The following is a 14591-nucleotide window of genomic DNA, read 5'->3' as shown; positions in this document are numbered from 1 at the left end:
GGGTAAATACACCCGCGTGACACACCCGATCGGGGCTCAAACTTTCTCGGCAGGAAAAAGTTTGAGCCCTGTTTAATCCTGTTGAAAAAACTCAACCGGGAAAGAACTGAGGCTACCACTGCGCAGAGACTCAACCATCAAGCGGAGCGGCCCCTGCTCAATAGATACGTGCAGGAGCATGCTGGGAAAGGCCTGCTCACGCAAAGCGACGTTCGACTCTGGCGCCAGCAGGGTTGCCGTCGCCCGCATCAGAGGTACAGATTCGGTCTGTCCGACGTGCTGCAGCAGGGCGGCCTGACGCAGCAAGCGTGCCGCGTAGGTGGCGCGCCACTTATCATCGATCAGCGCGACCTCGGCGTCATCCACCAGTTCTTCCAGCAGACTCTGCTGCTCCTGCACCTTCAATTTACTTTTCCGGCGGCCGCCAGTAGAAGCCGGAAAGGCGTTCTGAGCGGTCCAGTAGCGACTGATGAAGGGCTCAATACGCTCGACAGGCTCGTATAACCAGGACGAAAATTCCTTTAAGCGATAGAGCTCATCGGCATGGCGCGCCAGGGCAACGGTCTCAGCATTGAATTCCATCGGCTCCAGGTGCGTAGCCGGAAGGCTGGCCTGGGCTTTTTTGTCCCGCAGACCCGCTTCAGTCAATGGACGCCAGATAGAATAGGCGATCGGCAGCCGGGTACGGGTCCGCCGGTTCAACGCCCGTGCCTCCAAAACGACGGCGCGTGCGTAGTCAAACGAGACAGTAAAGCTACTGAAACCCTGCTCATCCAGATCCTCGACCAGGTTATCCCACTGCTCGCTATCCATTTCATCCAGACCATAGCAATCTTTGATGCCTTTTTGATCGTGATACAAAATGTTGACGCCCTTGATCAACCCGTCTGGCCGCTGCCACGAAAGCATAATCAATTGCGTGCCGGAGCCATCGATCGAGCTGACACGCGCCTGATACGGAGGATACTGTTGTTGGCGCGCCTCCATCATAGCGGCATCTTCAGAGCCGAGCATAGACTGCATGGTCAGGCGCCCCAGCACGGTCCTGGCCTGCTGCTTCAGTTGTCGATTAGAACTGGTCGCGATCAGATGATTCAAGGCAGGGATCGTCTGGTTGATGGAGATCGGCCCCAGTTGCTCCAGGGCATCGATGACGGCCATCACGACCTTACCTGTTTGATTTTCCAGTAAAGGGACCAGCAGATTGGCGGCACGAGGATCATTGCTGTTCCCCAGCCAGTTAATAAACGCGAAGCGGCGCTCAACCGGCATCGAAACCACATCCTCCAGGATAGTCTCAACACCCATCTCATTCTGGCCAACCAGCTCAAGCAAACGCATCTGCATCTGCCGAATTGCCCCGGCTGGATCGTTGAGGTATTCAATAATGCCCTCATCGGCCATCTCTGAACCCAGTTCTTTGAGGATAGGAGAAAGAGAAAGCTTTGCCAGATCACTTACGGTAGGATCAGTTACAAAATCCTCGAGTCCCTCCAGATCAAAGTCGGTCGATAACTCTGAGAGAATGCGCAACGCCGCGGCCTGAGCCAGGGCATCATTACTTCTCAGCAGATGCAGTACCTTTTCCCGCGCCCCTTCCGCCCATTCTTCATCCAGGCGATCGAGGTAATGGGACATTGTATTGGGATCAATATCTTCACGCCGACTTATTGCCAGTAAAATACTGTCCACACTCTCTTGAGGAGACCCCTTGCGTCCTCTTGGCATAAGCGTTCGCTCTCCTTTTGTGGGAGTAATAAGCACACCCTTCCCGGGCGAGCACTAATGCAAGAAATTGTATCACGTTGGCCCCAAGGCGTCGAGATTACACCCCACATATGTATAGAAGAGATCATGGCGTAAAGTGACTTCACTGGACAATATTTTTCTTTTTGCCCTATGACAAAAAACGCTTTGAACATCCTACTTGCTTCAAGGGGTTATGCATCCCATGACGAAGGCAGGTGTGGCGCGTTGGTGTAGATGGCCAGGAGACTTTTTTAAGGTGTGGTGTCAGCACGGCTGTAGCCGCACTCATGTTGACACCACACCCTTATGACCTGCTTTAGGGCACCGCCAGATAGCCGAGGCTGGAGAGGATGAAAAGAACAAAGACCACGGTCAGTCCAATCAATACAATAGTACCACCCAACCAGAGGAGGAATTCCAGGCGTCCCGGCTGGATTAGCCACCAGCGTATGCCTTCGATGGGATGGCGAATAGACGCCCCTGGCTCGTGTAGCATGACGGGAGATGACAATAACGGTGGTACGGTATCGATATCATCGATATGGTGCTCGCGCAGACGCGCCACAATAGAAGTATCGCGCCCAGCGGCAGGCCGGACACTTTTCTGCCGCGGTATCGTGGGTGCCCGTGAGATAGCTGGCCTGGCTACCAGGCTGGTATCGGTAACGGCCAGCGTTAATGAGGCCACGCTGCTCTCAGCCGCGTAGCGCGGCGTCTCAAACTGCCAGATCGTCTCTGGCTGCGGCACCGTCGGCATACGCGTCACATCTTCTTGCACCGTCGGCATACGCGTCACATCTTCTTGCACCGTCGGCATACGCGTCACATCTTCTTGCACCAGCTCAGACATCCAGCGTGGATAGCGCGGGCGAACCTTCGTCACAGCGGCATGACGCGCGGAAGCACGAGCCGGGATAACAGGCAGAGGCGGGGATCGGCGAGCCGGACTATATTCTCCTACTAAAAAATGACCACCATATGCATGTACTTCTTTATTGACTGGATAGACAGACTTCACCATATCCATTGCTTCCTAAATTACAATTGAGGAAAAACGGCCTTTAGATAATTTTTACTCCTTTCTCCCATCCCATCCACCCCATCATGCAAATAAACGGTCGACGCGAATTTTTTCGCTCGTTGGCCTGCCTGTGTTTTCGCACCTGCGGTGCTCAATAGCCCATTATATATTAGTGCAACAGGGGCGCGGATGCGCCCCTGTTGCACTAATATATAAAACTAGCGCGGCCGCGCGTGCGATGGTCAGACACGCTTTCACAACAGTGTATAAGGTTGGCATGTAATAGAGTGTGGAAAAATACACAGCAACTGGGAAAAATTTCCAGTTGCCGCAATGCCGAAACGGCAACATTTAAGGGGTACCACCCATCAGCTGGCTGCTAAAGCCAGCTGATGGGTCTATACATCCCTACACCTCTATATTGGCACATATCTTGCACAAGCAATATATAGGGGGAATAAATCCGTAAAAATTTTTAGGATTCTACGCCTGTAGCGATCCGTAGGATGTTAAAAAATTACGGATCTGTGATCGATGCGATCAGTCATCACAGGTCTCCGGTTACCAAATTGTGGAATGGGATTTGAGGTATAAGGAGGAGTAGGTATATGGTAGCCACAACCAATCCAGTACAGGCAGTTGAGGTGGAGGCAACAGAATTTCAGGAATATATCACCCCTGGAAGGGCAGACATCTCAACGCATCAGATAGAAAGGGGGACTGCAACTCATTCGAAAACTACTGCCCACAGAAAAAGGAGAAGAACCACATCAGCCCAGGAAGGGGATCCAGCATATTATACAGCTCTACTCAATGAAGAACATCCATCAAGGACCACCGTTAGTAAGAAAGAAAGCAGCAATAGAAAAGGAACCAATGCTTCTAACTATGTAGAATTACGGTATGAGGATACAGAGGATTACCTGGAAGAGGAAGAAGAAGAAGAGGAAGTAGATGGCGGCGATATGGAGGCCGAAAACGCCATCAGACAATACCTGGCTGAGATCGGCCGCTATCCGCTCCTGTCGGCTGAGCAAGAGATGCAGCTGGCAAGACGTGTTATCACCGGAGATATACGAGCACAGCAACAACTGGTAGAGGCCAATCTGCGTCTCGTGGTGAGCATCGCGAAACGCTACAATAATCATGGGGTTTCATTGCTTGACCTCATTCAAGAAGGGAATCTGGGCCTGATCAGGGCCGCGCAAAAGTTCGACCCGGTACGCGGGTTTCGCTTCAGCACCTACGCCACCTGGTGGATCCGCCAGGCGATCAGCCGGGCCGTGGCAGAGCATACACGCACCATCCATATTCCGGTACACGTCGTTGAGCTCATCTATAAGATGAAGAGAATTACACGCCAGCTCTATCAAGAGCTCGGGCGTGATCCATTCCCAGAGGAGATCGCGCGCGCCATCCATCTCTCCAAAGAGAAGGTGGTTGAGCTACAGAGCATGGCTGAGGCCCCCATATCATTGGATGCACCACTAAGCGACGATGAGCAGTATCACCTGGCCGATATCATTGAGGACCCGCACGCGGCCGCCCCGGCGGATATCGTTACCCACCAGGTATTACGCGACCACATCTCTCATGCCCTGGAAACCCTGAGCCAGAGAGAAAGGCAGGTCATCGAGTTACGCTATGGGTTGCAGGATGGCTATTGCCATACCCTGGAAGAGCTCAGTGCCTACTTCAAGCTGACACGCGAGCGTATCCGACAGATTGAAGTAAAAGCTTTGCGTACTCTGCGCCAACCTGTTCAAGTTCACCTATTGCGAGATTTCGCCTAGAAGAAAAACACGAATGTAGTTGTATACTTCTTTCACCTATTAGCATTTCAAGAAAAGCACCTACAATTTGAGGATCATATTGATGACCGGCACAATTTACTAATTCCTGACATGCACTCAATATAGGCAGCGGCTTTCCGTATACTCTGCATGAAACCATTGCGTCATAGGAATCAGCAACAGTAAGGATACGAGCGAAATATGGGATGGTCTCACCACTCAATCCAAACGGATAGCCGCTACCATCCCATGCTTCATGATGCGCGACAACGATGGGAGCGATATGTTCAAAAAGCTCACCATTCCCCTCCAGTATCTCCCACCCTATCTGAGGGTGCAGGCGGATCAGCCTCCACTCCTCTTCATTCAATGGCCCCTGCTTCTGCAAGATCTCTCTCGGGATCGCGACCTTACCAATATCATGCAAGAGCGCCGAGAGCCGCAGAATAACAAGATCCGTATCGAGCAGACCTGACTGCCGCCCAAGCGCCTGTACAAGGCCAATCAGGCGCAGGGTATGTGTACACGTCTCTTGATCACACCACAATGACAGCGTATCCGAGATAGCGGACTCAATAGCATATAACCTGTATGCTAGATTCTCGCGCGAGGTAGCTTCAAAAATGTAAGGGGCAGGCGTATGTCCATAGCGTTCCAGCTTCTGGGCAAGCGCCTGGCGCAGAAAGTTTTTACAGCGCAAAGTAGCCGTGCCATTGATGAGCAGCATAGTGGTACTCCTTCTCCAGGTGGGCGGCTAAACGTGCAGTAATCTACTACATAATAGTACGTCAAAAATGTATTTGTGTTACACAATAAAATACGCTGACATATATGAAGACAGTGGGACAAATAAAAAATCAATATAAAGCAGATTGATGATCAAACTGCTTTTTCGAGCCAGGCACGCGTAAATGCGACGAATCGACCTATGAAGAATTGACATATAATAGTACATTTTTCTGACCGCTTGACGGCAGATGTCGAGTGCATCTACACTTGACTCGATCAATGATTTATCAATAAAAAGCTCCTTATCGCTCCACTCCGTCAAGAGGGCGCCAGAGAGGAGAGGCAAGCTCGATAGACAGGAACAAATCTTCCGGGGTGAACGAAAACATGAAGAAAAACGTCCTGACAAGGTACAAAGCCGCAATCATTTATGGCATTTTTGCTTTCTTCATAGGTATAAATATAGCTATTGTGGCGACTCATGCCCACGCGGCCCAGGTTAACGCGCCAGCGATGTCCACATCGACCGCAGCCATCGCTGGAGACACGCCTACGCTGCTAGCTACTGACACGCCTACGATAGTACCGCCTACGCTGGTCCCTACAATTACTCCTGTCCCTGTTGATACGCCTACCCCGGTCCCTACGCAGCCACCGGCACCGGCGCCCACACCAACACCCGCGCCACCACCAGCACCCACACCCGTGCCCGCGCCACAGCCTACCCCGCAACCAATCCCACCGGGTGTTCCAACGGTGACGGCGCCCGGCCTGCCACCTTCCAATGGCGGCGGCTTTTTCCCAGGAGGGTCGACTCCGGTTCCCTCTCCTACCCCCAGGGCTAAAGCGACACCCAGGGCGACCGCCACGCCAACACTACCAGTGGAGGCTACGCCAACGGTGGCCACTTCGACCAGCACGAACAACAGCATTAGCAATCAAGGCAAGCAGGAGGGGAGTAGCATTGGCACAACGATCGTTCCGGTAGCTATCGGCTCCGTCTTACTGTTGCTGATCGGTGGTCTGACGTGCTTTATGTTCTTGCGCAAACCAGGCGCTCAACAACTCGCGTATGCCCGGGTACCTTTGCGCGCGACGGGACGGCCGGACTGGTTTAATCAGCGGAGTGCTAACTCGCCATTTGCCACGCCCATCCCGGCACAGATGCCGGCGCCAGTTATGGAGCAGCAGGCCGCCTTCGTCGCTGCATCGATGCCTGACGTTTTACCGATGTCGCCTGCCGGGCCTCCCATATCGATGCCCGCGCATGCCAATAGAGCGGTGATCACGCCGACATCGCCATCTGCGTTTGCCAGTGGATCGCAACCAACCGTTACGATGCCTACCGGTCTGCAACCAGATCTATTACCTGCAACCCCCGCCGCCTTCGGCGGTAAGCTACAGCCGGAAAGCGAGGCGTATACGCCCAGCGACCTTAAACCCATAACCGCTCCGCTCCCTAAGCTGGTCACGGAACCGGCCCAGCACAATCCTATCAGTACGAGCGATATGCGTCCATTGCCGCTAGACAACTTTGATCTATCACAGGTCTTACCGCAGGATAACAACGGCCCGGCTAACAATCAAATGCTCCCCACTCCAGCAGAGGAGTCCCAGGCGTTTTCACCGCTCATCGCGCCCAGCATTCAGGATGATCCGGTCCTGGAAACGATTATGCGCCAGGCCCAGATGGGCCTGTACGCGCTCCCAAGCTCGGAGACACCTGGTTCAGAAGAGGCGCTTTAAGACAAGAAGGGAGCATGCAAGACGTGCATGCTCCCTTCTTGTCTTAAAGTACTCCAGGACTATCACATTTGGATTTTCCGGCAAATGTGGGTACGATAAGAATAAGAAAAAACAATGATACTGTGTGGTTACGTGGAAGAGGGTGTTATGACGGTGCGCGTCTATGGTTTTAACTGGGAAACATATGCTCAACGTGTCATGCCTGCTTTTAAGCTCTGGCTCACACAAGGGGATGACTCTCTGATCTATCCCCTCTATACACAGACACGCTGTTTTCGAGAAGAGCAATTTCTGCCACCGGCTATGCAGCCGCTACGCACCTGGTCACGCGCACAAGCATTTGTCCAGCAGTTGCCACAGGGGTCTCATACGCGCCGGGAATACGAGGTGCTCTGTAGCGCAGAGGAATTCACCGAGCTTAGCGACAGCTATGTACACAGGCATCCACCACAGCTCTATCAGAATACCGACGCTCTGCGTGCTGTGTGGGGAGCCACGGTAGCTGAACATTGCCTCGCCTGCTTTCATTTTCCCCTTCTCCATACCCCTCCTACGGTGGTTCCAGAGCTCTATCAGCAGCAGGAACAAAGCCACGGCGACATCGTCTCGCTACTACAATCGGCGGGCCTCCATGAGCTGGCGCGGCAGATACATCAGCAATCGTTGGAGGAGGACAATACTGTGCCAGCCACAGAGGAAGAGGGAGAGGATGGTGAGACACCTGAGATGCACGGTACGGAGATCGGGCGTCATCCAGCGACCCTGCATCTGCGCGGATGGCTGGCCTCCGTCTCCATACGATCGATGGCGCTATTTGAATTGCTAGCCTGCGGCCGCAGGCTCCTGCCGTTTGGCTATAGGACGGGCGAGCCCTATGAGGATTTTGTGGGCTACCTGACGCCACGTGAGGTCTGGCAGTTCTCGCGCTGCTTACGCTACGTCCAGGCTCCCAACACCGAAGAGGCCCGGGCCAGCTATGCGTTCCTATGCCAATCCTCCACCGAAGAACGGGCATTCCACATGATTGATGAGATCTTGCCCGAACATGCCGAGAGCCTGCTGGCTATCACGCATAAGGCCGCGCAGCATGGCCTGGGGCTGCTATGCAGCAACTAGGCTCGTGAGCACCGTAGGTGTGAAAGCACCTGTGGTGCCGCCGCGATTCGATTGACAATTGGATGTAAATACCTTAGGATTAACATAAGCCGTAGAGTTAATCGATTTGCCCGACGGCAGATACTGTTATGGCCAGTTTTCCATGGATACCGCAAAGGAGCACACATATGGTAACTCGCCCTGCCAGCAAGAGACGTCGCTGGCTCCTGCTTCTCTTAATTATCCCCTTTATCTTCTTACTCATACCGTCCTTCTACAACTCGCTGCAGCCATCGTTTTTAGGTATGCCCTTTTTCTACTGGTATCAAATGCTCTGGATCATCATTACATCTATCATTACCGCCATAGTCTATTTCATGGGCGCGTAAGATCGTCAATCGCTGAAGATGGCTAACATGTAGTGCCTTCAAAGAAGGGAGCATGCGTTTATGAAATTTGACGCAACCGCTGTCGCCGTTTTTATTTTTTTCTTCATTGTTGTGACGGTCCTGGGTTTTGTCGCCGCGCGCTGGCGACGAGGAGACCTGGATCTGCTGCATGAATGGGGATTAGCAGGTCGGCGTTTCGGCACGGTTATCACCTGGTTCTTGCTGGGCGGAGACCTGTATACCGCGTATACGTTTATCGCCATTCCGGCCGCCATGTACGGCGTTGGCGCGGTATCGGGCTTTTTCGCCGTTCCCTACACGGTACTGGTTTATCCACTTGTTTTTATCCTGATGCCCAGGTTCTGGACTGTTTGTAAGCAGCGCGGCTATGTGACCGCGTCCGATTTCGTCAAGGATCGCTTCGATAGCCGGGGACTGGCGCTGGCGGTAGCCTTCACAGGCATCCTGGCTACCATGCCATATATCGCCCTGCAGATGTATGGGATCCAGATCTCGCTGGCCGCGATGGGCATCCCGATCACACTCCCGATCCTGGGTTTCCAGGTCGATATTCCGCTCTTGATCGCCTTTGTGATCCTGGCCGCCTACACCTATACCAGCGGACTGCGTGCGCCCGCGATGATCGCGCTGGTGAAAGACGTCATGATCTTCATCGTCCTGTTCGCCATTATCGCGATTATCCCGACGCACTTCCACGGCTTTGGCCCCATCTTCGACGCCGCGCACCAGAAGGCGCTGGCGAGTCCAAAGACCTTCTCAGATATCATCCCTGCCAATCAGGCGATCGCCTATTCTACTCTGGCACTCGGCTCGGCGCTGGCGCTCTTCCTGTATCCCCATTCGCTCACCGGCGTGCTCAGCAGTAGCAACACAAAAGTGGTCAAGCGGAACGCCGCATTGCTGCCCATCTATTCACTGATGCTGGGCTTCCTGGCCCTGCTGGGATATATGGCCATCGCGGAAAAGATCAAGCCGTTCGGTGGCTTCGGCAACAATAGCGCCGTACCGGCCCTGATCAACGCGATCTTCCCTTCCTGGTTCGCCGGCTTTACGTTCGCCGCCCTCTCGATTGGTGCCCTGGTGCCGGCGGCCGTCATGTCTATCGCGGCGGCCAACCTGTTTACGCGTAACATCTACAAGGAATACTTCCGACCCGATGCTACCGATAGGCAAGAGTCGCAGGCGGCCAAACTCGCATCCCTGGTGCTGAAGTTTGGTGCATTGATCTTCATCGTCGCCATCAATCCTGCCCAGGTAGTCTATTTCCAGTTGCTGGGAGGCATCTGGATCTTGCAGACTCTACCCGCCGTCTTCCTGGGACTCTACACCCACTGGTTTAATCGTTGGGCCCTGTTGATCGGCTGGGCCGCGGCCATGATCGCGGGCACCACCATGTTTATCATGGCAGGCAATAAACCCACCATGGCCGTCTTTGGCATTCCCATCTATATCGCGGTCGCCGTACTCATACTCAATCTGTTGCTGGCCGTCATTCTGACGCCCATCTTCAAAGCCATCGGACTGGGAAATGGCAGCGACCGGACGCGGCCGTCTGATTATGAGGAGGAAGCGGCCCCGATTGAAGGACAGGAACTAGGACAGGAGGCGCTGAGCTAATCCATCTACAGGCTCTCCATTCACAGGGATATCTGCGCGTACGCATGGTATCCCTGTTTTTGTTGCTTGCCAGGCTATGCTACCATACAGAAAACAACCGTTAGCGTCAGAAAAAGGAAAGAAGCACCAGGATGGATTTTGACGAAGAACTTTCTCAGCAGCCAGAAGAGGTCGGGAGCGACGAACTGCTCTCTGATGATAATTTACGCTTACCTGAAGATGCCAATCCGCTCGTTCGTCTGCATGCCGTACGCGCCTGGTTGAAGCGTCGAGAGGACGAGACCCATGTTGATATGGGGAGGGCGGCCCTGACCCTACAAGAATTGCAGTCAAACGCCGGGAGCGAGCCCCTGCGGCGCCGGGCCTACCAGGAGCAGATGGAACGGCTCCAGAGCGCCCAGAATGCCTTTCAGAGCGCGCAGGAGTCCCTGGCAACGTATGAAGAGGCGGAGAGCATGCTGGAGGAGTGCGTCAACCATACTACCGTCGGGGAACGGCTCCTGGTCGAGTATTACCTGGAAATCGATAACCTGATCCAGAACAGCCTGCAGGAGAGCAATCAGCAACAGACGCCACGCATCGAGACCCTTTTTGAGGTCCAAAGCCGCATCGAACGCGTCGGCGCCACACAGGAAGAAGATTAGTAGCCAGATGAGGGGCGTGCATACGCACGCCCACACGTTAGCCGAGGATCTCGCGTACGCGGGTGGCCAGTTCATCCAGGTCAAACGGCTTCTGCAGGAAGGCAAACCCTTTATCCAACACAAAGTTCTGGCTGATCTGGTTCGCCTGGTAGCCGCTGATAAAGAGAAATTTTGTCTGCTCGCTCAACAGGTGGATGTTGTCGTAAAGCTCTTTCCCCTTCATTTTAGGGGTAACGAGATCCGAAACGACCAGCGAGAAAACCGGGTCACGCCGCTCAAAAAGCTTGAGCCCCTCAGATCCATCGGCGGCGCTCACCACGGTATAGCCATACTCTGTCAGCGCCTCTTCTATCAGGCAGCGCAGATCGGGATCGTCCTCAACCACCAGGATGTTTTCGTCTCCACCACGCACCGACTCCTGGCTGACCGCCAGCGTATTTTTATAGAAATCTGGCTCGGTCGCGGGCACCTCAATGGTTGGCAGGTAGATGGAGAAGCAGGTTCCCCTTCCCGGCGTGCTCTCAACCGCGATATATCCGTTGTGTTGACCAATAATACCATGCACCATGGATAGGCCCAGGCCTGTCCCCTTCCCGGTCTCTTTAGTGGTGAAAAAAGGCTCAAAGATATGCGACTGCGTCTGCTCATCCATGCCAATACCACTATCCTGCACAGTAAGCAGGACATACTGCGCCTCCGCCAACTGGCCGCGGCTCTTGCGGTAGGCCTCCTCGTAGGGTACGTTGCTGGTCCTGATGGTAAGCCTTCCCCCATCTGGCATGGCATCGTGGGCGTTGACACACAGATTCATCAGCACCTGCTCGATCTGCGCATAGTCGACGTGCACCGTTTTGAGATTGGGATCGGGAATGAACTCGATTTCAATCTGGTCGGCCAGTATCTTGCCAACCAGGCTCAAAAGATTCTCAACCACGTAGTTCAGGTTGACGTCGGTTGGCTCCAGAACCTGCCGGCGTGAAAAGGCCAGCAATTGATGGGTCATCTTCGCGGCCCGCGTGCCAATTTCATGAATGTGGCTTAAATTGTCGTAGAGGGGATGGCTCGGGGTGACACGGTTAAGACCACGGCTGGCGTAGCCAAGGATGCCTCCCAGCATATTATTGAAGTCATGGGCGATACCACTGACCAGCAGACCAACGCTCTCCAACCGCTGGGCCTGCTGAAGTTGGTCCGCCAGTTTACGCCGTTCCGTGGTGTCAAAAATATAACCCTTGATCTCAGTCAATCTGCCATCTTCATCAAAGCTGCCCACAACATTTTCAACCACGTAGACCGGCGCGCCATCGTGGCGTACCATCTCAACTTCGTAGTATTCTAAGCGCTTCTCTTTGGCTAAACGCGCAAGAAAGGCCTCGTAATCCTTGGATGTTGGATAGAGAGCGTGAATATCGGTCTGCAAAGCGTCATGTTCAGAGGCGAAGCCCAGGATACGCGCGAATGCTGTATTGCAGGTAAGCAGTGTTCCCTCGGGGGTACAAACAAAGATACCGGTCAGACCCTGTTCAAAAATTTCGCGATAGCGTTCTTCAGAATGGCGGATCTGCAGGATGGCTTCATTATATTGCTTCTGCAAGCGTGCCTTCTCCAGGCCCTCATGCACAGCCTGCGGGAGCTGATCCAGATGGCTCTTGAGAATATAGTTACTCAGACCCGAGCGCAGGCCCTCTACCGCGATCTCTTCGCTGCCGGTACCGGTGACCATCAGGACTGGGACGCCAGGATATTGCTGCTTGACCCTATTCAGGATATTCAGGCCATTCGTCCAGTTTAATTGATAATCGGTGAGCACAATATCAAAGTCATCGCTGGCCATCGCGTCTTCCAGCTCGTCCAAATGCGATGCCTCTACATATTCAACATCTGGAAATTCTTTTTTCAGGCGCCTGATCACTAACTCACGATCAGGCTTACTATCATCGACAATCAGGAACCTCACAAGCTCACTCCAACATACTCTAAAGCAATCGTAAACGCCGCGCGCATCCAACTCACATCACGGCCGAAACGGCTTCGCTCATCCAAATAATATGGCATCCTACATACTCACACGTACCACAGACAACCTCTACAGTGGGATAAGAGCTATACCCATTTAAATATAACAGTATTACTCTTATGTAACCTAATCAGTTTCACTATAAACAAATTGCCTATACCATGGACACATACCAGACCCATATTTATACTTTGTACTTAGGCAGCTTTACAAAAAAATTACTTCCTACACCTGGAGTAGATTCGACCCATACAAATCCACCCGACAGATCGATCGCCTTTTTCACGATGGCCAGGCCGATGCCGGTACCGGGATAAATCTCTTCACTGTGTAAGCGTTGAAAAATATTAAAGATTTTCTCGTAAAACTTAGGCGCGATACCGATACCATTATCGGCCAGCCTGACAACAATAAAATCGCCATCCTCGCGCCAGCTAACGGTGACCTGTGCCAGTTCGTCCGGCTTATGATACACCAGGGCATTATCCAGCAAGTTGACGAAGACCTGGTTGATCAGGGTACTATCCCCATAAATGGTGGGGATATCCTCCGCCAGAGTGATGGTTGCTCCGGTCTCTGTGAGACGCGTCTCCATACCTTTCACGATCTGCTGCAGTAAATAGTTCAAGGCCACAGGCTTATAGCGGAGCGCCCGATGCTCGATGCGCGTATAATTTAAAAGATCATCGATCAGACGATCCATCTGCGCGCAGGCATGCACAATATTTTCGACATAATGGCGTCCGCTATCGTCCAGCGCATCATGGTAATCCTGCTCAACGATCTGCGAGAAGCCGGTAATAGCCCGCAAAGGGGCGCGCAGATCGTGGGCCAGCGCATAGGCGAAGGCCTGGATCTCCTGGTTTTTCTGCTCCAGGTCCTGCTGGTGCTTCTCCAGGGCGCGTCGCATCGTTGTGCGCTCGATCGCATGGTGGATGGCGCGAAACAGGTTGCCCGGCGTCATCTCATCCTTCACCAGGTAGTCCTGGGCCCCGCTCTTCATCGCCTGCAGGGCGATCCCCTCATCGCCCAGGCCGGCCAGTATAATGACCGCAAAGGGAACGGAACCGGAGGGGTCCGCCAGTTCCGCTAAAAATTCCAGCCCATCAATATCAGGCAGTTTGTAGTCGAGCAGAATGCAATCGGGCTGAATTTTCTTGCACAGGAGCAGTCCGTCCTCACCCGTTTCCTCCTCATAGCATTGATAGCGATAGAGGGGATCCTGCAAAAGGTAGCGCCGAAAATTCTCCCGATCGTCCGGATTATCATCAATAATACAAATTGTAGGGTTCTTCTCCGCCATACTCACATCTCTGTTATCTCAGGAAGCTTTACCACTCCGAACCAGTACTGGTTGAGCAAATCGACAGCACCTAATAGTTTATCAAAAGTCATCGGTTTAAGGATATAGCTGTTGGCACCCTGCCTGAAACAAATCTCGATATCTTTGGGATCGGCCGATGTAGTCCAGATAATAACGGGAATCATTTTCAGCGCATCATCGTGCTTGATACGAGTGAGCACTTCCTGTCCGTTCATAAGGGTCAGATTCAGATCGAGCAAAATGAGCGCGGGGCGGGGCGAATTTTCTTTCTGGGCATATTGTCCGGTATGGTGAAGAAAGTCCAGGGCGTCATCCCCATCATCGCAACGATAGATGGGAGTGGTGATCGATAACTTTTTTAATGCCCATTGGATTACTTCAAAGTCTTCGTCATTATCCTCTACAATCAGTATTGGATAATCGGAACGGTCAATCATTCGCTGCAT

General features: G+C 53.1%; 12 protein-coding genes. 6 read left to right on the top strand and 6 right to left on the bottom strand.

The features are described from left to right. Positions 1-72: 72 nt before the first annotated feature. Positions 73-1728: a HEAT repeat domain-containing protein gene (locus tag AABA21_RS30910; protein ID WP_338256179.1), complete on the bottom strand. Its 1656-nt coding sequence runs from the start codon at positions 1726-1728 to the stop codon at positions 73-75. Positions 1729-2065: 337 nt separating this feature from the next. Continuing rightward, positions 2066-2770, bottom strand: a complete 705-nt coding sequence (locus tag AABA21_RS30905) for a hypothetical protein (RefSeq protein ID WP_338256177.1) — start codon at positions 2768-2770, stop codon at positions 2066-2068. 608 nt (positions 2771-3378) lie between these two features. Between AABA21_RS30905 and AABA21_RS30900 the strand changes: the two genes are divergently transcribed. After that, positions 3379-4563 carry a sigma-70 family RNA polymerase sigma factor gene (locus AABA21_RS30900; protein WP_338256174.1) on the top strand — a complete coding sequence of 395 codons (1185 nt, stop codon included), beginning with the start codon at positions 3379-3381 and terminating at the stop codon, positions 4561-4563. Here the strand turns inward: AABA21_RS30900 and AABA21_RS30895 are convergent. Next, positions 4466-5290 (bottom strand): HD-GYP domain-containing protein, encoded by an 825-nt coding sequence (locus AABA21_RS30895; protein ID WP_338256173.1) that lies wholly within the window; start codon positions 5288-5290, stop codon positions 4466-4468. The genes AABA21_RS30900 and AABA21_RS30895 overlap by 98 nt on opposite strands. A 389-nt stretch (positions 5291-5679) precedes the next feature. Between AABA21_RS30895 and AABA21_RS30890 the strand changes: the two genes are divergently transcribed. From AABA21_RS30890 to AABA21_RS30870, 5 genes are all read left to right on the top strand, one after another. Continuing rightward, positions 5680-7038, top strand: a complete 1359-nt coding sequence (locus tag AABA21_RS30890) for a hypothetical protein (RefSeq protein ID WP_338256172.1) — start codon at positions 5680-5682, stop codon at positions 7036-7038. Between the two features lie 114 nt (positions 7039-7152). Continuing rightward, entirely contained in the window at positions 7153-8154 is a 1002-nt protein-coding gene (locus tag AABA21_RS30885) for a hypothetical protein (protein WP_338256171.1), read from the top strand. Between the two features lie 167 nt (positions 8155-8321). Beyond that, entirely contained in the window at positions 8322-8522 is a 201-nt protein-coding gene (locus tag AABA21_RS30880) for a DUF3311 domain-containing protein (RefSeq protein WP_338256170.1), read from the top strand. Between the two features lie 60 nt (positions 8523-8582). Continuing rightward, positions 8583-10160, top strand: coding sequence for a monocarboxylate uptake permease MctP (gene mctP / locus AABA21_RS30875; RefSeq protein WP_338256168.1), 1578 nt, complete (start codon positions 8583-8585; stop codon positions 10158-10160). Positions 10161-10291: 131 nt separating this feature from the next. Then, positions 10292-10804 (top strand): hypothetical protein, encoded by a 513-nt coding sequence (locus AABA21_RS30870; RefSeq protein ID WP_338256166.1) that lies wholly within the window; start codon positions 10292-10294, stop codon positions 10802-10804. Between the two features lie 37 nt (positions 10805-10841). Here the strand turns inward: AABA21_RS30870 and AABA21_RS30865 are convergent, their stop codons facing one another. The 3 genes from AABA21_RS30865 to AABA21_RS30855 all read right to left on the bottom strand — a co-directional run bounded on the left by AABA21_RS30865 (position 10842) and on the right by AABA21_RS30855 (position 14591). Beyond that, positions 10842-12761: a hybrid sensor histidine kinase/response regulator gene (locus AABA21_RS30865; RefSeq protein WP_338256164.1), complete on the bottom strand. Its 1920-nt coding sequence runs from the start codon at positions 12759-12761 to the stop codon at positions 10842-10844. A gap of 244 nt (positions 12762-13005) precedes the next feature. Then, positions 13006-14124, bottom strand: coding sequence for an ATP-binding protein (locus AABA21_RS30860; RefSeq protein ID WP_338256162.1), 1119 nt, complete (start codon positions 14122-14124; stop codon positions 13006-13008). A 2-nt stretch (positions 14125-14126) separates the two neighbouring features. Then, positions 14127-14591 carry a response regulator gene (locus AABA21_RS30855; RefSeq protein WP_338256160.1) on the bottom strand — a complete coding sequence of 155 codons (465 nt, stop codon included), beginning with the start codon at positions 14589-14591 and terminating at the stop codon, positions 14127-14129.

It is taken from the genome of Dictyobacter halimunensis (genome assembly GCF_036245075.1).
Note: the sequence above shows the minus strand (reverse complement) of the source record. Positions and strands in the feature narration are given on the sequence as shown.

What these genes read in the sequence shown, in the direction of transcription:
- AABA21_RS30905 (WP_338256177.1), bottom strand. Translation starts at nt 2,770, where the DNA reads ATGGTGAAGTCTGTCTATCCAGTCAATAAAGAAGTACATGCATATGGT.
- AABA21_RS30885 (WP_338256171.1), top strand. Translation starts at nt 7,153, where the DNA reads ATGATACTGTGTGGTTACGTGGAAGAGGGTGTTATGACGGTGCGCGTC.
- AABA21_RS30880 (WP_338256170.1), top strand. Translation starts at nt 8,322, where the DNA reads ATGGTAACTCGCCCTGCCAGCAAGAGACGTCGCTGGCTCCTGCTTCTC.
- AABA21_RS30895 (WP_338256173.1), bottom strand. Translation starts at nt 5,290, where the DNA reads ATGCTGCTCATCAATGGCACGGCTACTTTGCGCTGTAAAAACTTTCTG.
- AABA21_RS30870 (WP_338256166.1), top strand. Translation starts at nt 10,292, where the DNA reads ATGGATTTTGACGAAGAACTTTCTCAGCAGCCAGAAGAGGTCGGGAGC.
- AABA21_RS30855 (WP_338256160.1), bottom strand. Translation starts at nt 14,591, where the DNA reads ATGCAGCGAATGATTGACCGTTCCGATTATCCAATACTGATTGTAGAG.
- AABA21_RS30900 (WP_338256174.1), top strand. Translation starts at nt 3,379, where the DNA reads ATGGTAGCCACAACCAATCCAGTACAGGCAGTTGAGGTGGAGGCAACA.
- AABA21_RS30910 (WP_338256179.1), bottom strand. Translation starts at nt 1,728, where the DNA reads ATGCCAAGAGGACGCAAGGGGTCTCCTCAAGAGAGTGTGGACAGTATT.
- mctP (WP_338256168.1), top strand. Translation starts at nt 8,583, where the DNA reads ATGAAATTTGACGCAACCGCTGTCGCCGTTTTTATTTTTTTCTTCATT.
- AABA21_RS30860 (WP_338256162.1), bottom strand. Translation starts at nt 14,124, where the DNA reads ATGGCGGAGAAGAACCCTACAATTTGTATTATTGATGATAATCCGGAC.
- AABA21_RS30890 (WP_338256172.1), top strand. Translation starts at nt 5,680, where the DNA reads ATGAAGAAAAACGTCCTGACAAGGTACAAAGCCGCAATCATTTATGGC.